This window comes from Alloalcanivorax profundimaris (assembly GCF_015265435.1).
Classification (GTDB): Bacteria; Pseudomonadota; Gammaproteobacteria; order Pseudomonadales; family Alcanivoracaceae; genus Alloalcanivorax; species Alloalcanivorax profundimaris.
This window is the reverse complement of record NZ_JABJWH010000007.1, coordinates 80,080-98,734: the sequence shown is the minus strand read 5'-3', so window position 1 is coordinate 98,734 and position 18,655 is coordinate 80,080. Positions and strand designations below refer to the sequence as shown.

General features: G+C 63.5%; 15 protein-coding genes and 1 rRNA gene. 4 read left to right on the top strand and 12 right to left on the bottom strand.

What is annotated here, in order from left to right:
• The 3 genes from HMJ39_RS05035 to ilvC form a co-directional block, all read right to left on the bottom strand.
• Positions 1-63: ribosomal RNA gene (locus tag HMJ39_RS05035) — 16S ribosomal RNA — on the bottom strand; the annotation flags it as partial.
• Positions 64-476: 413 nt separating this feature from the next.
• Positions 477-1,262, bottom strand: coding sequence for a CDP-diacylglycerol--serine O-phosphatidyltransferase (gene pssA / locus HMJ39_RS05030; protein ID WP_194296501.1), 786 nt, complete (start codon positions 1,260-1,262; stop codon positions 477-479).
• 129 nt (positions 1,263-1,391) lie between these two features.
• Positions 1,392-2,408: a ketol-acid reductoisomerase gene (ilvC, locus tag HMJ39_RS05025; RefSeq protein WP_161385918.1), complete on the bottom strand. Its 1,017-nt coding sequence runs from the start codon at positions 2,406-2,408 to the stop codon at positions 1,392-1,394.
• Positions 2,409-2,530: 122 nt separating this feature from the next.
• Between ilvC and ilvY the strand changes: the two genes are divergently transcribed.
• Complete coding sequence (gene ilvY / locus HMJ39_RS05020; protein WP_161385917.1) at positions 2,531-3,412, top strand: HTH-type transcriptional activator IlvY; 882 nt, start codon at positions 2,531-2,533, stop codon at positions 3,410-3,412.
• An 11-nt stretch (positions 3,413-3,423) separates the two neighbouring features.
• Here the strand turns inward: ilvY and HMJ39_RS05015 are convergent, their stop codons facing one another.
• The 8 genes from HMJ39_RS05015 to HMJ39_RS04980 form a co-directional block, all read right to left on the bottom strand.
• The gene (locus HMJ39_RS05015; protein WP_161385916.1) at positions 3,424-4,731 is read right to left on the bottom strand and encodes a TRAP transporter large permease; all 1,308 of its coding nucleotides are present in this window, start codon (positions 4,729-4,731) and stop codon (positions 3,424-3,426) included.
• Entirely contained in the window at positions 4,724-5,293 is a 570-nt protein-coding gene (locus HMJ39_RS05010; RefSeq protein WP_161385915.1) for a TRAP transporter small permease, read from the bottom strand. The genes HMJ39_RS05015 and HMJ39_RS05010 overlap by 8 nt, the downstream gene beginning before the upstream one ends.
• A gap of 30 nt (positions 5,294-5,323) precedes the next feature.
• A complete protein-coding gene (locus HMJ39_RS05005; RefSeq protein ID WP_161385914.1) occupies positions 5,324-6,466 on the bottom strand; it encodes a C4-dicarboxylate TRAP transporter substrate-binding protein in 1,143 nt (380 codons plus the stop codon).
• A gap of 37 nt (positions 6,467-6,503) precedes the next feature.
• Positions 6,504-7,649 carry a C4-dicarboxylate TRAP transporter substrate-binding protein gene (locus tag HMJ39_RS05000; RefSeq protein WP_161385913.1) on the bottom strand — a complete coding sequence of 382 codons (1,146 nt, stop codon included), beginning with the start codon at positions 7,647-7,649 and terminating at the stop codon, positions 6,504-6,506.
• Between the two features lie 39 nt (positions 7,650-7,688).
• The gene (locus tag HMJ39_RS04995; protein WP_323370842.1) at positions 7,689-9,374 is read right to left on the bottom strand and encodes an AMP-binding protein; all 1,686 of its coding nucleotides are present in this window, start codon (positions 9,372-9,374) and stop codon (positions 7,689-7,691) included.
• 208 nt (positions 9,375-9,582) lie between these two features.
• Complete coding sequence (locus tag HMJ39_RS04990) at positions 9,583-10,092, bottom strand: DNA-deoxyinosine glycosylase (protein WP_161385912.1); 510 nt, start codon at positions 10,090-10,092, stop codon at positions 9,583-9,585.
• A gap of 92 nt (positions 10,093-10,184) precedes the next feature.
• Positions 10,185-10,676, bottom strand: a complete 492-nt coding sequence (gene ilvN, locus HMJ39_RS04985) for an acetolactate synthase small subunit (RefSeq protein WP_194296500.1) — start codon at positions 10,674-10,676, stop codon at positions 10,185-10,187.
• Positions 10,676-12,397 (bottom strand): acetolactate synthase 3 large subunit, encoded by a 1,722-nt coding sequence (locus HMJ39_RS04980; protein ID WP_323370841.1) that lies wholly within the window; start codon positions 12,395-12,397, stop codon positions 10,676-10,678. The genes ilvN and HMJ39_RS04980 overlap by 1 nt, the downstream gene beginning before the upstream one ends.
• A 419-nt stretch (positions 12,398-12,816) precedes the next feature.
• Here HMJ39_RS04980 and HMJ39_RS04975 point away from each other — a divergent pair, with 419 nt between their 5' ends.
• The 3 genes from HMJ39_RS04975 (at position 12,817) to HMJ39_RS04965 (ending at position 15,955) form a co-directional block, all read left to right on the top strand.
• The gene (locus HMJ39_RS04975; RefSeq protein WP_194296499.1) at positions 12,817-13,281 is read left to right on the top strand and encodes a DUF4124 domain-containing protein; all 465 of its coding nucleotides are present in this window, start codon (positions 12,817-12,819) and stop codon (positions 13,279-13,281) included.
• 8 nt (positions 13,282-13,289) lie between these two features.
• Positions 13,290-14,423, top strand: a complete 1,134-nt coding sequence (locus HMJ39_RS04970; protein WP_161385908.1) for a sterol desaturase family protein — start codon at positions 13,290-13,292, stop codon at positions 14,421-14,423.
• 326 nt (positions 14,424-14,749) lie between these two features.
• Positions 14,750-15,955 (top strand): ISL3 family transposase, encoded by a 1,206-nt coding sequence (locus HMJ39_RS04965; RefSeq protein WP_194296498.1) that lies wholly within the window; start codon positions 14,750-14,752, stop codon positions 15,953-15,955.
• A 53-nt stretch (positions 15,956-16,008) separates the two neighbouring features.
• On the opposite strand, the gene clpB is transcribed toward HMJ39_RS04965, so the two are convergent.
• Positions 16,009-18,597, bottom strand: coding sequence for an ATP-dependent chaperone ClpB (gene clpB, locus HMJ39_RS04960; protein ID WP_194296497.1), 2,589 nt, complete (start codon positions 18,595-18,597; stop codon positions 16,009-16,011).
• Between the last annotated feature and the right edge of the window lie 58 nt (positions 18,598-18,655).

Below are 18,655 nucleotides of genomic sequence, written 5' to 3'. Positions count from 1 at the left end.
GACTTGCATGTGTTAGGCCTGCCGCCAGCGTTCAATCTGAGCCATGATCAAACTCTTCAGTTAAGAAAAGTCTTTAAAGTGCCTACGCACTTAATACTAGCTCAGCTCGAAACAATTCAACTAGGTTGACTTGCTCAAAGCCGATATCTCTTAAGACACCCAACTCCGAACAGGTCCCACACGTTTGCTTGCCTGATTGTTAAAGAGCGTTTGGAAGCGCTTGGCTTCCCGACCGGGGCGTTTGCCGTTTGGCTGTGCCCGCCGTCGTTGTGGGTGCGCATTCTAGGGATTTCCGGAAAACCGTCAACACTTTTTTCATCACTTTTTTATCAAACGGTCACCTTTTGATCTTTCACCCCGAAATAGGCGCTTTTCAGGGCTGGAAACGCCGAATTTTCAACCACTTGCCGGGGCACCGGGACCATTGCGCCGGTTCCGGCCAGGCACAAAAAAGGGCGCCCTCGGCGCCCTTTCCCCTACTCCTCCGCGGAGGCGCCCTTTCGCATCCCCCAGAGGCTCAACAGCAACCCGGCGACCACGTAGACCACGGCCACCGCCAGAAGCACCAGGGGCGGGTCCAGGAACACGATGGCGAACGCCACGATCACGCCCAGCAACACCTTGAACGGCACCCGGCCAATATGAAATTCCTTGAAAGAGTGATAGCGCACCGAGGACACCATCAACAGCCCGGCGCCGGCGACCACGAAGGCCACCAACCAGGAGATGTCGTTGCCATCGATGCCCCGGCTCGCGCCCAGCCACACCAGAGTGGCGACCAGGCCCGCCCCCGTGGGGCTGGGCAGACCAATGAAGAAACGCTTGTCGGTGGTCTCCGCCTGCACATTGAAGCGGGCCAGGCGCAGGGCGGCGCAGGCCAGGTAGATGAAGGCCGCCATCCAGCCGAATTTGCCCAGCTCGGACAACCCCCAGGAGTAAGCCACCAGCCCCGGCGCCACGCCAAAGGCCACGCAGTCGGACAGGGAGTCGTACTCGGCGCCGAACTTGCTCTGGGTGTTGGTGAGGCGGGCCACGCCGCCGTCCAGACCGTCCAGGATGCCGGCCACGATGATGCCCACGGCGGCGGCCTCGAACAGGCCGTTCATGGCCGCCACGATGGCGTAGAAGCCGGCGAACAGGGCGCCGGTGGTGAACAGGTTGGGCAGCAGGTAGACGCCCTTGTGGCGGGCGCCGGTGCGTTCCGCCTCCACCACCTCGAAGGTCTCCGTGCCGTGCTCTTTGTGCTCTTGCTGATCGGCCATGGTGCCTCGCCATTGTTGCGGTCCGGCCTAGTCTATCATCGCCACGGACGATTTTCGGCCATAAAAAAACGCGCCCCGGAGGGCGCGTTCTTCTCGGTCGGATCCGCCGGCAAGGGGCCGGCGACGGCCTCAGTTCTTGGACTTGTCCACGATCTGGTTGGCCTTGATCCAGGGCATCATGCCGCGCAGCTTCTCACCCACCTGCTCGATGGGGTGCTCGGCGTTGAGCCGGCGACGGGCGGTCATGCTCGGGTAGTTGGAATTACCCTCGTTAATGAACATCTTCGCGTACTCGCCGGTCTGGATGCGCTTGAGCGCGTTGCGCATGGCGGCACGGGACTGGTCGTTGATCACTTCCGGGCCGGTCACGTACTCACCGTACTCGGCGTTGTTCGAAATGGAGTAGTTCATGTTGGCGATGCCGCCTTCGTACATCAGGTCGACGATCAGCTTGAGCTCGTGGAGACACTCGAAGTAGGCCATTTCCGGCGCGTAGCCCGCTTCGGTGAGGGTCTCGAACGCCGCTTTCACCAGCTCCACGGTACCGCCACACAGAACGGCTTGCTCGCCGAACAGGTCGGTTTCGGTTTCGTCCTTGAAGGTGGTCTCGATGATACCGGTACGGCCGCCGCCAATACCGCAAGCGTAGGACAGCCCGAGGTCCTTGGCCTGGCCGGAAGCGTCCTGGAAGACCGCAACCAGATCGGGGATGCCGCCGCCCTTGGTGAACTCGGTGCGCACGGTGTGGCCCGGCGCCTTGGGCGCGATCATGATCACGTCCAGGTCCTTGCGCGGCACGATCTGGTTGTAGTGGATGCAGAAGCCGTGGGCGAAGGCCAGGGTGGCGCCCTGCTTCAGGTTCGGCTCGATCTCATCCTGGTAGATGGCGGCCTGGTACTCGTCCGGGGCCAGCACCATCACCACGTCGGAGGCCTTGACCGCCTCGGGAACGCTTTTCACGGTGAGGCCGGCGGCTTCCGCCTTGGCGGCGGAGCTGGAGCCTTCACGCAGTGCCACCACCACGTCGACGCCGGATTCCTTCAGGTTGTTGGCGTGGGCGTGGCCCTGGGAGCCGTAGCCGATAATGGCCACTTTCTTACCCTGGATGATGGAAAGGTCGCAGTCTTTGTCGTAGTACACTTGCATGGCTGTATCCCAATGACGGTTAACGAATGGCCGCTACCATAGGCCATGCTCAGCGTTGCGTAAAATGATATATTCGCAACACAGCATGCCGATTTATGAAATACAGCTCGGGATACGACCGCATGGATACCCGCCCACTCCGCCTGTTCCTGGCGCTCGCCGACACCCTGCACTTCGGCCGGGCCGGCGAGCGCTGCCACATGAGCCCCTCAGCCGTGAGCCGCACCATCAAACAGCTGGAATCGGAGCTGGGGGTGGCCCTGCTGCTGCGCGATAACCGCAGCGTCAGCCTGACCCGGGAGGGCGTGCGCTTTCAGCAGTACGCCCGGGAGACCCTGGCGCAGTGGGACAGCCTGCGTCATTCCATGCTGGAGAGCAGCCGCGTGCTGCAGGGGGAGCTGAGCATGTACTGCTCGGTGACCGCCAGCTACAGCTTCCTGCACGAAATCCTCAGCGCGTTCCGCAGCGACTTTCCCCGCATCGAGATCAAGCTGCACACCGGCGACCCGGCCCATGCCGTGACCCGGGTGATGCGTGGCGAGGAGGACATTTCCATCGGCGCCCGACCGGACACCCTGCCGAGGGGCGTGGCGTTTCGCCCTATCCTGCGCTCGCCTTTGTTGTTCATCGCCGCCGCCGACCAGCCTAAATTGCTGCAGTCGCTGAACGGCGCGCCACGCCCGGAAGCCTGGCAGGATGTTCCCATGATTCTGTCCGAGGAAGGGCTGGCCCGGCAGCGCACCGATCAATGGTTCAAAGCGCTCGGGGTGCGGCCGCGCATCTACGCTCAGGTGAGCGGCAATGAGGCCATTGTCAGCATGGTGAGCCTGGGGTTCGGCGTCGGCGTGGCGCCGCGCGTGGTGCTCGACAACAGCCCGTTGGCGGCGCGCATCCGTATTCTGGATGTGCGGCCGCCTCTGGAGCCGTACGAGGTGGGTCTGTTCGCGTTGGAAAAACGCCTCGATGATCCACTCATCGAGGCGTTCTGGTCACAGCTGCACTGACGGATCCGGAATCAGCCGAACAGGTTCGGCAGAAACAGGATGAACTCCGGCACGGTCATCAGGAACAACAACACGAACAGGTCCATGACCAGGAACCAGAAGATACCTTTGAAGATCGACGTGGTGCTGGCCAGATCCCCCACGACCCCTTTGATCACGAACACGTTCATGCCGATGGGCGGGGTAATCATGCCGATTTCCAGCAGCTTGGTGAGGATGATGCCGAACCAGAGCAGGCTGAGATCAGCGGCGCCAATGATCGGCAGCACGATGGGCAGCGTCAGCAACATGGCGCCGATCGGCTCCAGGAACATACCCAACAGCAGATAGATCAGCACGATCGCGATCAGGATGGTCACCGTGCTGGCGTCACCGCCAATCACCATGCTGGCCAGATAGTCCCCCGCCCCGGACAGCGACAGAAAGCGCGTCAGCAAGCTGGCGCCCACCGCGATCACCAGCAGAGCACCGGTGGTCATCAGGGTTTCCAGGATCGCGCTTTTAAAGCGCTGCCAGCTCAGGGCGCGCTTGAACAGCGCCACCACGCAGGACAGAAAGGCGCCCACGGCGCCGGCCTCGGTGGCGGTGAAGATACCGCCGAACAGGCCGCCGAAGATGCCCACCATGATCAGCAGCACCGGCCAGGTTTCTTTCAAGGCCGCCACCTTTTCGGTCGTCGGCACGTGCTCTTCCACCCGCGGTGCCAGCGTCGGATTCAGCTTCACCCGCACCATCACCACCACGATATAGCCGATGGTGGTGAGAATGCCGGCGCTGATGCCACCGAGAAACAACCCGGTGATCGGAACCTGGGCGATGATGCCGTACAGGATCATGATGATCGAAGGCGGAATCAGCGCGCCGATGGTGCCGGCCACCGCCACCGTGCCGGTGGCCAGCTCCGCGCGATAGCCGTGCCGCATCATCTCCGGCACCGCGATGCGCCCCATGGCCGCGGAACACGCTACCGAGGAGCCGGATACCGCGGCAAAACCGGCGGAACCGAAGATCGAAGCCACCGCCAGGCCCCCGGGAATCCCCGATAGCCATAACCGCGCGGCGCGGAATAACCCCTGAGTCAGTTGCGCATGGAAGCAAATAAAGCCCAGCAGCAGGAACATGGGCACCGAGCTGAGCACCCAGTTGGCGGAAAACTGATACGGAATCAGCCCCAAGGAGCCCCAGGCCACGTTCCAGCCCATCAGATACCACAGCCCGCCGAACGACACCCCGATCAACGCCATGCCGATGGGCACGCGCAACGCGATCAACGCCAGCAGGATACCCAGACCGGTGAGACCAATACCGACATCACTCATGGTGGGTCTCCTTGCCCGGGGTGGTTTCAAGCTGCAGTTCTTCCGCGGTGGCGCTGCTGGCGTCCAGGCCGGACCGGCCACCGGACAAATAGATGATGAACTTGTAGACCAGCACCAGCGTCAGCAACCCGGTACCCACCGGCAGCACGAAGTAGCTGGGCCAGACGGCGACGCTGGTGTCGCCCTGCACCACGGAAGCGCCAATGTCGTACTTTGACATCGCCTCACCCCAGGTGCGCACGGACAACAGGGCGAACACACCGCTGGAGAGCAACAGCGCCCAACCCTGCAGGTGCTTTTGCACAAAGGCGGGCAGGCGCTCGGTGACCACCTCGACGGAAATGTGGCCCTCCTTCTGTTCCGCGAACGCCAGCGGCACGAAGGCGGCCACGATCATGTAATAGTGGGAGACCACGGTGATGGTGCCAGGAATGGGCGTGCCGAACAGGAATCGCGCTACGACATCCGCGGTAACGTGCAGCATCATCAGCGCGATCGCCAGACCGCCCAGCACGGTCATGAAATTAGTCAGCCGGGACAACCAGCGACCCAAGGCGTACATCAGCCTCTCCTTTTCGAGGATCAGATCGGATTATTGCCCGTAGGTGGACGGGTCGACTTTGGAAAACACCTCCGTCCAATAGAGGTCGGCCAGCTGGTCCGGGCTTTCAACGTCCTGGATCAACGTGGCCCACCGCTGCAACAAAGGACGGAACGCCGCGATCATTTCCGCGGCGTCCTGCACGTCGTGGCGCTCGCGATAGTTACCGGCGATGGCCTGAACATCCTGGTCGATGAATTCACGGGTCGCCTGTTTCAGATCGGCACCGGCCTCGTGCACCTGGATGCCCTGCTCGCGGGCCTGCCGCAGGTTGCGCTCACCCAGCGAGTCGTAGCCCCAGGCCGCTTCGGCGGCCAGGGTCGCGGACGCGCGCAGCACTGCCCGGCGCTGGCTGTCGCTCAAGGCGGCCCAACGGTCCCGGTTCATGTTGTTAACGCCGGAACCGCCGAACACGCCGCCGGGCACGCCCAGCGTGATATCGCTGGCCACTTCGTCGAGCCGGAAAATCGACAACTCCGTGGTGGTCTGGATGGTGCAGTCGACCACGCCCTGATCCAGACCCTCATAGATTTCATTGACCGACATGCTCAGCGGCGTGGCGCCCACCGACTCAGCCCAGCGGGACCATTGCGCGCCGCCGGAACGCAACCGTTTACCGGCCAGGTCCTCCAGAGACTTCACCGGTGTATTGCAGAGCAACGGCAAAGTGGGCGTGGAGGCGGAGCCGAGGAACACCTGGTTCTGACCGGCCATCTCCCGATCACACTGTGGGCAATGCAGGAACAGGAACTCCGAGAAGGCGCCGGTGAAGATTAACCCCGCCTTGTCGGGATCTTCCTCCCCGCTGTTCAACAGCATGGAGGTCTCCGCCAGCATATTGATGCGCGGATACTCAGCGGCGAAATACGGGAACAGCACAATCCCCGCGTCGGCCATGCCGTCGCGTACACCCGCCGAGGTTTCCTTCAGATTCAGAAGCGTCAGCGAATACAGCTTCGCGGTGAGCTCATCGTCGGTCTGTTCTTCCAGAACGTCGATGTATTTCTTCACCGCGTCTTCCGCCACCGAATTGGGGGGATAGCCGGAGGCGAAACGCAGGGTTTCGCCATGCGCCAGACCGGTGCTCCCCAGGGCAAGGGCCAGCACGCATAAGATTGGAAATCGCATACTCATACCTCCCGAGTATTCAACGCATCCGCGGGATCAGAGCCTATTGCGCGTAGGCACCGGCATCGACTTTGGAGAACACTTCCCGCCAATAGATATCGGCCAGCTCATCGCCGCTCTCGACGCCGTCGATCAGCCCGTCCCATTTCTGCAGCAGCTTCTGGAAGGTCTCGATCATGGCCTCGCCGTCTTCAACGCCGTACTTCTCCTGGTAGGACCTGGCGATGGTCTTCATGTCCTGCTGGATGAAGGCCACATTGTCTTCGCGCATGGCCGCGTCCGGCTCGATGATCTTGATGCCCTGGCTCTTAGCGGTAGCTTCGTTCTCGACGCCGGCGGTTTCATAGCCCCAGCTGAAGTGAGCGGACAAGGCCGCGGCGGCACGCAACAGCACCTGACGCTGTTCGTCGTCCAGACCACGCCAGGTCTCCAGATTGATATTGCTGGCACCGACGCCACCGAACACACCGCCGGGGTAGTTCAGGGTGATCGAATCGATCACTTCGAACAGGCGGAACACGGACAACTCCGGGGTGGACTGAACCGAGCAGTCCACCACGCCCTGGCTGAGGCCTTCATAGATTTCATTGACGGACATGGTGATCGGGTTGGCGCCCACGGATTCCGCCCAGCGCGCCCATTGCGCGCCGGAGGTGCGCAGCTGCTTGCCTTCCAGATCGTCCAGACTGCTGATTTCGTCGCGGCACAGCAGCGAATAAGGCGGCGTGGCGGCACTGCCCAGGAACACCTGATTCTGGTCGGCGAATTCGGACACGCAGTCCGGGCAGTTAAGGAAAATAAACTCCGACATGGCGCCGGTATAAATCAGACCAGCCTGATCCGGAGACTGGCCGTCCAGCTCCAGGGACATGGAGATTTCCGCCACCAGGTTGGTGCGCGGGTACTCCGACGGGAAGTACGGCGTCAACACGATACCCATGTCCGCCATGCCATCACGGATGCCGCCCGAGGTTTCCATCAGGTTCAGTAGGGAGAGCTCGAAAACGCGCGCCTTCAGAGAGCCGTCCGAATAGCTTTCCAGGTTTTCCTGGAATTGCTTCAACGCGGCGGTGGGGATCGAGTTGGGTGGGTAACCCGACGCGAAACGCAGAGTGTCCGCACTCGCCAGGCCAGCGGCGCAAACCGTTAAAGCCGCGATGAACCATGCACTGATTTTTTTGGCTCTCATTGTTTTCTCCATTTGAGTCGGAAAGGCGTTTAAGGGCGTCTACAGGCTGAACGACTCCATCTCATCGCTGAGTTCTTTCTTGGATAATTTTCCTACCGGGGTCTTGGGTAACTGCTCGCGCACTTCGAGCGCCTGGACCATTTCGTGCTTGCCGAGCTTGTCGGCAAGGAAGGCTTTCAGGTCTTCCAGCGTGAGCGGGCCGGCACCGTCCCTGAGCTTGACGAACGCCATGGGGGATTGGCCGCGGTAGGCGTCGGCCACGCCGATGACGGACACCTCCTCCACGTCGTCGTGTTCGTAAACGGCTTCCTCGATGGTGCGCGGATAAACGTTATAGCCACCGCATAGAATCATGTCCTTGGTGCGGTCGACGACGAACACATAGTCGTTCTCGTCCAGGTAGCCCACATCGCCGGTGCGGAAGTAACCGTCGTCGGTCATGGATGCGCGGGTCGCCTCCGGGTTGTTCCAGTAGGCGCGCGTCACGTTGGGCCCGGCGACGCAGATCTCACCGCGCTGGTTGCGGTCCAGCGTGCCCTCGCCGTCCAGCGGAGCGATCTTCATTCGCACACCCGGCACCACCAGACCACAGGAACCCAGGGGCGGACGGTCACCGCTCATCGGCGTATAGGTGCCCGCCGAGGCGGTTTCGGTCATGCCCCAGCCTTCGCCCAGACGGCACCCGGTCAATGCCGAGAAACGCTGCTGAACGTCCAGCGGTAGGGGTGCGCCGCCGGAGTTGCACATCTTCAGCGAGGTCAGATCGAAACGGGCCACGTCCGGATGGTGGATCAGGGTGATAAACATGGTGGGCACCGCCGGTATCACGCTCAGCCGGTGCTCATGGATGTCCCGCAGCACCGCCTCCACGTCGAAGCGCAGGTGCAGGTACAACTCGGCCGCCAGATGCAGGCCGAACAGCAAATTGACCACCATGGAATAGATATGGAATGGCGGCAGCACCGCCAGCACACGTTCTTCGCCGGGCACCAGCTCCTGCTGGAAACAGGCGCGCATCTGCTTGCACGCGCCGGCCAGGTTGCCGTGCGTCAGCACCGCGCCTTTCGGCGCGCCGGTGGTGCCGCCGGTGTACTGGAGCACCGCCACTTCCTCAGCGGGATCGTCGATCGGGTAGGCGCGGTAATCACCCGCGTTATCCATCAAGGCCGCGAAGCGCCGTTGACGGCTGTCCCAGTCCACCTCGGCCAGCTGGCCCTGCGCCTTGAGCGCGGCACGCACCGCCTCGGCGTCGGCGGCCATTTCCGCCACCTCGCCCACCACCAGATGCCGCAACCGGGAGTTCTCCAGCAGCCCGCGTGCCCGCGGGTACAGGTCCTGCAAATCCAGTGTGATCAGCACATCGGTGCGGCTGTCTTCAATCTTGTGCGCCAGGGTTCGCTCGGCATCAAGCGGCGAGTAATTCACCACCGTGCCGCCGGCGCGCAGAATCGCCAGGAAAGCGATGGCGTAATGCGGCGTGTTCGGCAGCAGCAGCCCCACGTGAACTCCCGGGCCGACACCCAGCTCCTGCAGGCCCCGGGCGGCACGGGCCACCCTGTTCTCTAACGCTGTGTAGGTGAGACGCGCGCCCATGAAATGAAGGGCCGGGGCGTCGGGATAGCGACGGGCGCTCTCCTCCAGAAATCGATAAACGGGGGCGGCGTCAAAAGACGGGCTGGCGGTCGGGTCGGCGGTCCGACCGACCGTGCGGGCTGGATCATTCACGCTGAGTCCTCGCGTTTTGTTGCTTTTCTATCGCGGGATCAGACTAGACGCGGGCAAGACTATTCGACCAATGAATAGTCTTCATTCAGCAATATGAATTAAAGGGATACACACCGATCACCCAGGATCGGGGGACTAACGGGGCAGTATCGTCGCCGAAGAGAGCCCTATCCCGAAGACCGACTTTCGGCGGGCGGGCTCCGAGCGTCTACACGGGGGCGAGAATCGCCCGCCAGGCGTTTTGCTTCGCCGACACCGGGATGGCCGCATTCGCCGGACTGGTGGACGGCAGGCGAACGGTGGGTATCGCGGCGAAATCATCGGGCAGAGCCGGCCGCACATGACGCCGCCAGACGCTCTCCGCCTTGGCGCCATTGAAAAAGATCACGCCGATGCGCGGATGGGCGTGCAGAAAGCCCTCGAAATCCTGAGGCACGATCGACGCTTCCAGGATATCCGAGTCGAGGCTGCTCGAGCGGGTGCAGGTTCGCAGCACGTCCCACAAGGCCACGCCCTGCTCCGCCAGCCGCCGGCAGCGTGCCTCGTAAGCGAGATCGGCGGGAATGCCGAAAAGGGTTTCGATGATCGGCCAGAACAGATTGCGCGGGTGGGCGTAATACTGATTCGCCGCCAGCGAGGCCTTGCCGGGCATGGAACCGAGAATCAGCCGGTCGGCGCCGGGTTCCGACACCGGTGGGAAGCTATGGATATAGGACATATCTGGCCATCGTGCGCGCGGAGCCTGTCTGCGAAGCCAGAGCTTTGTGGGAGCTTGCCCTGCGCAAGCCGGGCAAGCTCCCACAAGGCAACTCAGAGGCTGAGGACTTTCTCGCCCCGTGAGATGCCGGAGACGCCGGAGCGCACCACTTCCAGCACCTGCGCTTCGCCGACGGCATTGATGAAGGCTTCCAGTTTGTCCGTGGTGCCGGTGAGCTGCACCGTGTACACGGTGCTGGTCACGTCCACGATCTGGCCGCGGAAGATGTCCACGGTGCGCTTCACCTCGGCACGCTGGGCACCGGTGGCCTTGACCTTCATGAGCATGATCTCGCGCTCGATGTGGGCCCCTTCGGTGAGATCCACCAGCTTGACCACCTCGATGAGCTTGTTGAGGTGCTTGGTGATCTGCTCGATCTTCTTGTCATCGCCGGTGGTGGTCATGGTCAGGCGCGACAGGGTCTCGTCCTCGGTGGGGGCCACCGTCAGGGTTTCGATGTTGTAGCCACGCTGGGAGAACAGACCCACTACCCGGGACAGGGCCCCCGGCTCGTTTTCCATGAGAATCGAAATAATACGTCGCATCAGGTCCGCTCCGTCTTGCTCAGCCACATATCACGCATGGAGCCGTCGGCGATGTGCATCGGGTAGACGTGCTCGGTGGGGTCCACGTAGATGTCCATGAACACCAGGCGATCCTTCAGCGCGAAGGCTTCCTCCATGGCGCCGTCCAGGTCCTCCAGTTTCTCTATCTTCATGCCCACGTGGCCGTAGGACTCGGCCAGCTTGACGAAGTCCGGCAGGGATTCCATGTAGGACTGGCTGTGGCGGCCGCCGTACTGCATGTCCTGCCACTGGCGCACCATGCCCAGGGCCTGGTTGTTGATGTTGATGATCTTGATCGGCAGCCCGTACTGCAGGCAGGTGGACAGCTCCTGGATGTTCATCTGGATGGAGCCCTCGCCGGTGACACAGGCGACCACCGCTTCCGGGTGGGCGAACTGCACGCCCATGGCCGCCGGCAGGCCGAAACCCATGGTCCCGAGACCGCCCGAGTTGATCCACTGACGCGGCCGGTCATAGAGGTAGTACTGGGCGGCGAACATCTGGTGCTGGCCCACGTCGGAGGTCACGAACGCCTCGCCGTTGGTGGCTTTGTAGAGCGCTTGCACCACCTGCTGGGGCTTCATGGGGCCGTTCTCGTTGACCTCATAGCGCAGACCGTGCACCTGGCGCCAGCCGTCAATCTCCTGCCACCAGCGTTCCAGGCTCTTATGATCCGGGCCGCTGTCATGCTCATCGAGCATGGTGAGCATCTCTTCCAACACCTGCTTCACCGGCCCGACGATGGGAATGTGGGCGGTGACGTTCTTGGAGATGCTGGCCGGATCGATGTCGATGTGGATGATCTTGGCACCGGGGCAGAACTTCTTGGCGTCGTTGGTGACACGGTCGTCCAGGCGCGCGCCGGCGGCCAGGATCACGTCCGCGTTGTGCATCGCCATGTTGGCTTCATAGGTGCCGTGCATGCCGAGCATGCCCAGGAACTGCTTGTCGGTGCCCGGGAAGGCGCCCAGACCCATCAGGGTGTTGGTGACCGGGAAGTTGAGCTTGCGGGCCACCCCGGTGAGCGCTTCGCTCGCATCGCCCTGGACCACCCCGCCACCGGAGTAGATCACCGGCCGCTTGGCCTTGAGCAGCTCGTCCACGGCCTTGCGGATCTGCCCGGAGTGACCGCGGGTGACCGGCGCGTAGGAACGCATCTTCACCTTCTTGGGGTACTCATAGGGGAAGGTGTTGTGCGGCGCCGTATGGTCCTTGGGAATATCCACCAGTACCGGGCCGGGCCGGCCGGTGCTGGCGATATAGAAGGCCTTCTTGATCATGTCCGGGATCTGGCGCGGATCACGGACCATGAAGCTGTGCTTCACGATCGGCCGGGACAGGCCCACCATGTCGGTTTCCTGGAAGGCGTCGTCGCCGATCCAGTCGGAGCGTACCTGGCCGGACAGCACCACCATGGGAATGGAGTCCATGAAGGCGGTGGCGATGCCGGTGATCGCGTTGGTGGCGCCGGGGCCGGAGGTCACCAGCACCACGCCGGGCTTGCCGGTGGACCGGGCGTAGCCGTCGGCGGCGTGGGTGGCGGCCTGCTCGTGGCGCACCAGAATATGATTGACCTTGTCCTGCTGGAACAGCGCGTCGTAGATGTGCAGTACAGCGCCTCCGGGGTACCCGAAGATGTACTCCACTCCCTCATCCTGCAGCGCGCGGACCACCATTTCCGCGCCGGATAACATTTCCACGTTGATTACCTCGAATCACAAAATAGCATTCACTCCGCCGGCCAGCGGCGGAACGGGAGTGTGTTGCAAAACCTGCGGGAAGAGCGCCTTGCTTGGGCGCCCCGGGTCCCCGTGGAGGTGGCCGACGGCGGACACAGGTCGAGGAAGCTCGGAGGGGAGCGCACATCCGCGCCCGAATCCTCCAGAGATTCCACCAGCGGGACATACGTGCAGTATTGGCTGCGGTAGGACGACGCGGTAACGCCGCCCCGGGTCCCGGCCACACAAGCGCCGGTAAGCGCCTGCGGGTTCCGATCTCCGGAAAGGGCTTAATATTGTCAGAAATGCGGCCGTTTTCAAACCCCCGAAAGCCGCTTTGGTTGCACAATACAGGCCCCCGGGGGCATTCTGACCCGGGCATTCAAGGGGGATGAGACACCATGACGAGAGTTCGCCGAACACTTCTGGCCGGCGCCGTGCTGGCCCTGGCCATGCCGGCCCTGGGCGCCAAGTTCTACAAATGGGTGGACGAGGACGGCGTCACCCACTACGACACCAAGCCGCCGGCCGGCCAGCCCGCCAGCGAGGAGGTACGCACCTACCGCTCCGCCAGCTCGGACCAGGACGAAGCGGTCAAGCGGCTCGAGGAACGCCGCGCCGCCGAGGCCCAGGTCGAGGAAGCCGCCCGCCAGCGCCGCGAGGAGCAACGCCGGATCGAGGAAAACCCGGGAGAGGTCAGCGAGGAGCGCTGCGCCAAGCACCGCGAGAATCTGCGAATCCTGGAGAACAAGCCAATCGTGCGGGTGGAGAACCCGGAGACCGGGGAGATGGAGGTGATCGACCAGGCTCGCCGGGAACGGATGCTGGAGAAAGCCCGCGCCGCCGTTGAATTCTGCGATAAGTAGCCATCACGATGAGCGATTATTTGCGCGAGCGCTTCGAGGACGTGGACCTGACGCCCGGGCAGGGCCGCATCAGCGCCACGATTTCCATTGGCCTGGGTCTGCTCGCCGTGCTGGCTGGTTTCTGCTTCCTCTATCCCGAGCTGTTCACCACCCCGGAATTTCGCGGCTTCTACAATGCCACCGTGCTGCGCGGCGTGCTGTTCGCCGGCATCGCCGTGGCGTTCGTGGCCGGCTTTATCAGCGTGTTCCGGCACGCCGACCGGCGCTACGGGCTGGCCGGCATGGTGCTCGCCTGCATGGCGGCGCTGCTCGGTTCCGGGCGGCTGGATGTGCCGCCGCTGGACGGGCGCAGCCTGTATGCCGGCTTCGATTATTTCATCCTCACCCTGCTGGTGCTGGCGCTGGTGTTCATCCCGCTGGAGCGTATCTACCCCAAGGACCGGGATCAGCGGGTGCTGCGCCGGGGCTGGATCACCGACATGAAGTATTTCCTGTTCAGCCACGTGGGCGTGCAGCTGATCAGCTTCTTCACGGTGATACCGATCCAGGTGTTCCTGCACGACCATGTGCATCGCGGGTTCCAGCAATGGGTGGCGGCGCAACCGTTATGGCTGCAGTTCCTGGAACTTCTGGTGGTGGTGGACCTGGCCAGTTACTGGATTCACCGGGCGTTCCACGAAGTGCCCGGGTTATGGAAATTCCACGCCGTGCACCACTCCAGCGAGCGGCTGGACTGGATGGCCTCGTCGCGGTTGCATCTGGTGGAAATCATCGCCAACCGGTTCGCCGGCTATCTGCCGATCTTCGTGCTCGGGTTCGCGCCGTCGGCGGTGTACGCCTACCTGGTGTTCATTTCCTTCCATGCCATCTTTATCCACGCCAATGTGCGCTTCCGTTTTCCGGGGGTGCGCTGGCTGATCGCCACGCCGGAATTTCACCACTGGCACCATTCCTCGGAAGACGAGGCGGTGGACAAGAATTACGCCGCCTTCCTGCCGATCTACGACAAGCTGTTCGGCACTCTGTTCATGCCCGACCGGCTGGCCGCCCGCTATGGCACCCGGGCCAGCACGCGGGTTCCGGAAGGCGTGGTGCGGCAGTTTTCGTTCCCGTTCCGCCGCGACAAAACACCCCGCCCCTGACCCGCGCCCATAAAACCCGTGCGCATAAAAAAGGTTCATCGCGCTTTGGCGGGAAGTCTCGCTCCAGCCGGGGCGCGACTCAGGGCGCGACGCCCTTCCGGGAACGCCGCAAGTACGTCCCTGTAGGCTCCCTTTCGAACGTCCTGTTCTCAAGGGTCCCGGAAGGGCGTCGCGCCCTGAGCCGCTCAGCAGTGAGCCTCAGCGTCACGGACCAAGTCGGGATTCAGGAACCAGAAGGAGTCAGAAGGAGTAAAGAGGTGGGGGCGGACAGTGAACCGAGTTAAGTTGTTTGTGCGACCAAATAACCTGACAAGGACACTGCCGCCATGGGCGATGCTACGTTCCCCGGGGCTGGCTGGGAAGGCTTTATCGCCACCCGGTTTGTTCCGCTCCCCGACTCCCAGTGCCAGATTGACCTGATTCCCGATCCTCAGGTGCCCGCCCGTTGCCCGTGCTGCGGGCGGTCCTGCTCCCTGATCCATGACATCACGGTTCGCCGCATCCGCGACCGGGACCTGTTTGAGTACCGGGTCTGGTTGTCGGTGCCGATACGCCGGGTACGGTGCGTCACCTGCGGTGTCGGGCGAGAAGCACTGTCCTGGCTGGCACCCCGATCTCGTCTCACCCACCGGCTGCGCCAGCACGTCGAGGCCCTGCTGACCCTCCTGCCGATCAAGCAGATCGCCGAGCTAACGGGCCTGCACTGGCACACCCTCAAGAGCCTGGACAAGGCCCGGCTGGCCCGGGATCTGCCTGAACCCGACCTCCGCCGGGTCCGCTATCTGGTGATGGACGAGTTCGCCTTGTTCAAGGGCCACCGCTACGCCAGCGTGGTGATCGACGCCGAGACCCGGCAGGTGCTGTGGGTGGGCGAAGGCCGATCCCGGGAGGCGATCCGGCCCTGCTTCCAGTGGTTGGGCCCTCATTGCGAGCACATCGAGGCGGTGGCCATGGACATGAACACCGCCATGGACCTGGAGGTACAGGCCTGGTGCCCCAGGGCCCGGGTGGTCTACGACCTGTTCCATGTGATCGCCAAGTTCGGTCGGGAGGTGATCGACCGGGTTCGGGTGGATCAGGCCAACCAACTGCGCCACGACAAGCCCGCACGCCGCGCCGTGAAGCGCTCACGCTGGCTGTTGCTGCGTAATCCGGAGAACCTGAAGGGGGAGCAGGCCGGCGAACTGAAGGCCCTGCTGGACCTCAACCAGCCACTGATGACGGTGTACCTGATGAAGGCCCAGCTCAAGGAGCTCTGGTACGCCCGCACCGAACGGGCCGCCCGCTGGCGCTGGACGCGATGGTTCAACATGGCCCAGGCCAGTGGCCTGGGCCCATTGATCCGCTTCGCCCGGCTCCTGAAGCCCTACGCTGAGGGCATCATCGCCAGTGCCTGCTACCGCCTCAACACCAGCGTCCTGGAGGGCATGAACAACCGCATCAAGGTCATCAAGCGCATGGCCTATGGCTACCGGGATAGCGACTACTTCTTCCTCAAGATCAAAGCCGCCTTTCCCGGGAATCCGCGATGAACCATAAAAAAGGGCCGGATAATCCGGCCCTTCTTGTACCTGGAGCGGCGACCTCAGCCCTTGGCGAAGGTCAGTTTGTCGTCGGCCACGTCCACCCGGATGGTGTCGCCCTGGCCGAATTCGCCCTTGAGCAACGCCTGGGCCAGCGGGTTTTCCAACTGGGACTGGATCGCCCGTTTCAGCGGCCGCGCCCCGTAGACCGGGTCGAAGCCCGCTTCCACCAGCCTGTCCAGGGCCGCGTCGGAGAGCTCCAGGCTCATCTCCCGTTCGACTAGACGCTTACGCAGATAGTCGAGCTGGATGGCGGCGATGCCCTTGAGCTGGCCCTGGCCGAGCGGGTGGAACACCACCGTCTCGTCCACCCGGTTGATGAATTCCGGGCGGAAGTGAGTGCCGACCACTTCCATGACCGCGTCCTTCATGGCTTCGTAGTCGTTGTCCCCGGCCAGGCGCTGGATCAGATCCGAGCCCAGGTTGGAGGTCATCACCACCACGGTGTTACGGAAGTCCACGGTGCGGCCCTGGCCATCGGTGAGGCGGCCGTCCTCCAGCACCTGGAGCAGCACGTTGAACACGTCCGGGTGGGCTTTTTCCACCTCATCGAGCAGCAGCACGGAGTACGGTTTGCGGCGCACCGCCTCGGTCAGGTAACCGCCCTCCTCGTAGCCGACGTAGCCCGGGGGCGCGCCGATCAGCCGGGCCACGGAGTGCTTCTCCATGAACTCGGACATGTCGATGCGCACCATGGCCTCCTCGGTGTCGAACAGGAAGCCGGCCAGGGCCTTGCACAGCTCGGTCTTGCCCACGCCGGTGGGGCCGAGGAACAGGAAGCTGCCGTTGGGCCGGTTGGGGTCGGCGAGGCCGGCGCGGGAGCGGCGCACGGCGTTGGCCACCGCGGTCACCGCCTCGTCCTGGCCGATCACCCGCTGGTGCAGGGCCTCTTCCATGCGCAGCAGCTTGTCGCGCTCGCCTTCCAGCATCTTGGCCACCGGAATGCCGGTCCACTTGGAGACCACCTCGGCCACTTCCTCGTCGCTGACCTTGTTGCGCAGCAACTTGGTTTCCACCGGGCCGGCCGCTTCCTCGCGTTCCTGGGCCTGCTTGACCTTCTGCTCCAGATCCGGGATCACCCCGTACTGCAGCTCGGACATGCGGTTCAGGTCGCCGGCGCGGCGCGCCTGCTCCATGTCCACCCGGGCCTGCTCCAGCTCCGCCTTGTACTGCTGGGCGCCCTGCAGGGCGGCCTTCTCGGCGTTCCAGATTTCCTCCAGGTCGGCGTATTCCTTCTCCAGCTCGGCGATGTCCTCCTCGAGCTTGTCGAGCCGCTTCTTGCTGGCCTCGTCGGATTCCTTGCGCAGCGCCTCGCGCTCCATCTTGAGCTGAATCAGGCGCCGGTCCAGGCGGTCCATTTCCTCCGGCTTGGAGTCGATCTCCATGCGGATGCGGCTGGCCGCCTCGTCGATCAGGTCGATGGCCTTGTCCGGCAGCTGCCGGTCGGTGATGTAGCGATGGCTCAGCTTGGCGGCGGCGATGATGGCGCCGTCGGTGATGTCCACGCCGTGGTGCACCTCGTAGCGCTCCTTGAGGCCACGCAGAATGGCGATGGTGTCCTCCACCGTGGGTTCGTCCACCAGCACTTTCTGGAAGCGCCGTTCCAGGGCCGCGTCCTTCTCGATGTGCTGGCGGTATTCGTCCAGGGTGGTGGCGCCCACGCAGTGCAGTTCGCCCCGGGCCAGGGCCGGCTTGAGCATGTTGCCGGCGTCCATGGCGCCGTCCGCCTTGCCGGCGCCGACCATGGTGTGCAGCTCGTCGATGAACAGGATGATGCGGCCTTCCTGCTTGGACAGCTCGTTGAGCACCGCCTTGAGGCGCTCCTCGAACTCACCGCGGTACTTGGCGCCGGCGATCAGGGCGGCCATGTCCAGGGACAGCACGCGCTTGTCCTTGAGACCTTCCGGCACCTCGCCGTTGACGATGCGCTGGGCCAGACCCTCGACGATGGCGGTCTTGCCGACGCCGGGCTCGCCGATCAGCACCGGGTTGTTCTTGGTACGCCGCTGCAGCACCTGGATGGTGCGGCGGATCTCGTCGTCACGGCCAATCACCGGGTCCAGCTTGCCGCTTTCCGCCCGTTCGGTGAGATCGGTGGTGTATTTCTTCAGGGCTTCCATCTTGTCCTCGGCGTTGGGGTCGTTGACCGCCTCGCCGCCACGGACCTCCTGGATTTTTTCCGCCAGCACCTGTTTCTTGACGCCGGCGTTCTTCATCAGCTTGCCGATCTCGCCGCCGTCGTCACAGGCCGCCAGCAACACCGCCTCGGTGGAGATGTACTGGTCGCCGCGCTGTTGGGCCTCGCGGTCGGCCAGGTTGAACAGCCGCGCCAGGTTCTGCGACAGCTGCACGTCGCCGGTGAACTGGCCCACGGTGGGCAGCTTGTCCAAGGCCATCTTCAGGGCGGTGACCACGTCCGCCGGGTTGGCGCCGGCCTTTTCCAACAGTGGCGCGGCCACGCCGCCCTGCTGCTGCATCAGCGCCAACAGCAGGTGCACCGGTTCGATGGCGTTGTGACTCTGGCCCACGGCCAGGGACTGGGCTTCGCCAATCGCTTCCTGAAGCCGGGAAGTCAGTTTGTCCATTCTCATGAAACGTCTCTCCTTTCGCGCGCCATGGCGGCCCCGTCTGCGGCGACCGGCGCATGGC

Coding starts and splice junctions, on each gene's coding strand:
- pssA (WP_194296501.1), bottom strand. CDS start 1,262: ATGGCCGATCAGCAAGAGCACAAAGAGCACGGCACGGAGACCTTCGAG.
- ilvC (WP_161385918.1), bottom strand. CDS start 2,408: ATGCAAGTGTACTACGACAAAGACTGCGACCTTTCCATCATCCAGGGT.
- ilvY (WP_161385917.1), top strand. CDS start 2,531: ATGGATACCCGCCCACTCCGCCTGTTCCTGGCGCTCGCCGACACCCTG.
- HMJ39_RS05015 (WP_161385916.1), bottom strand. CDS start 4,731: ATGAGTGATGTCGGTATTGGTCTCACCGGTCTGGGTATCCTGCTGGCG.
- HMJ39_RS05010 (WP_161385915.1), bottom strand. CDS start 5,293: ATGTACGCCTTGGGTCGCTGGTTGTCCCGGCTGACTAATTTCATGACC.
- HMJ39_RS05005 (WP_161385914.1), bottom strand. CDS start 6,466: ATGAGTATGCGATTTCCAATCTTATGCGTGCTGGCCCTTGCCCTGGGG.
- HMJ39_RS05000 (WP_161385913.1), bottom strand. CDS start 7,649: ATGAGAGCCAAAAAAATCAGTGCATGGTTCATCGCGGCTTTAACGGTT.
- HMJ39_RS04990 (WP_161385912.1), bottom strand. CDS start 10,092: ATGTCCTATATCCATAGCTTCCCACCGGTGTCGGAACCCGGCGCCGAC.
- ilvN (WP_194296500.1), bottom strand. CDS start 10,676: ATGCGACGTATTATTTCGATTCTCATGGAAAACGAGCCGGGGGCCCTG.
- HMJ39_RS04975 (WP_194296499.1), top strand. CDS start 12,817: ATGACGAGAGTTCGCCGAACACTTCTGGCCGGCGCCGTGCTGGCCCTG.
- HMJ39_RS04970 (WP_161385908.1), top strand. CDS start 13,290: ATGAGCGATTATTTGCGCGAGCGCTTCGAGGACGTGGACCTGACGCCC.
- HMJ39_RS04965 (WP_194296498.1), top strand. CDS start 14,750: ATGGGCGATGCTACGTTCCCCGGGGCTGGCTGGGAAGGCTTTATCGCC.
- clpB (WP_194296497.1), bottom strand. CDS start 18,597: ATGAGAATGGACAAACTGACTTCCCGGCTTCAGGAAGCGATTGGCGAA.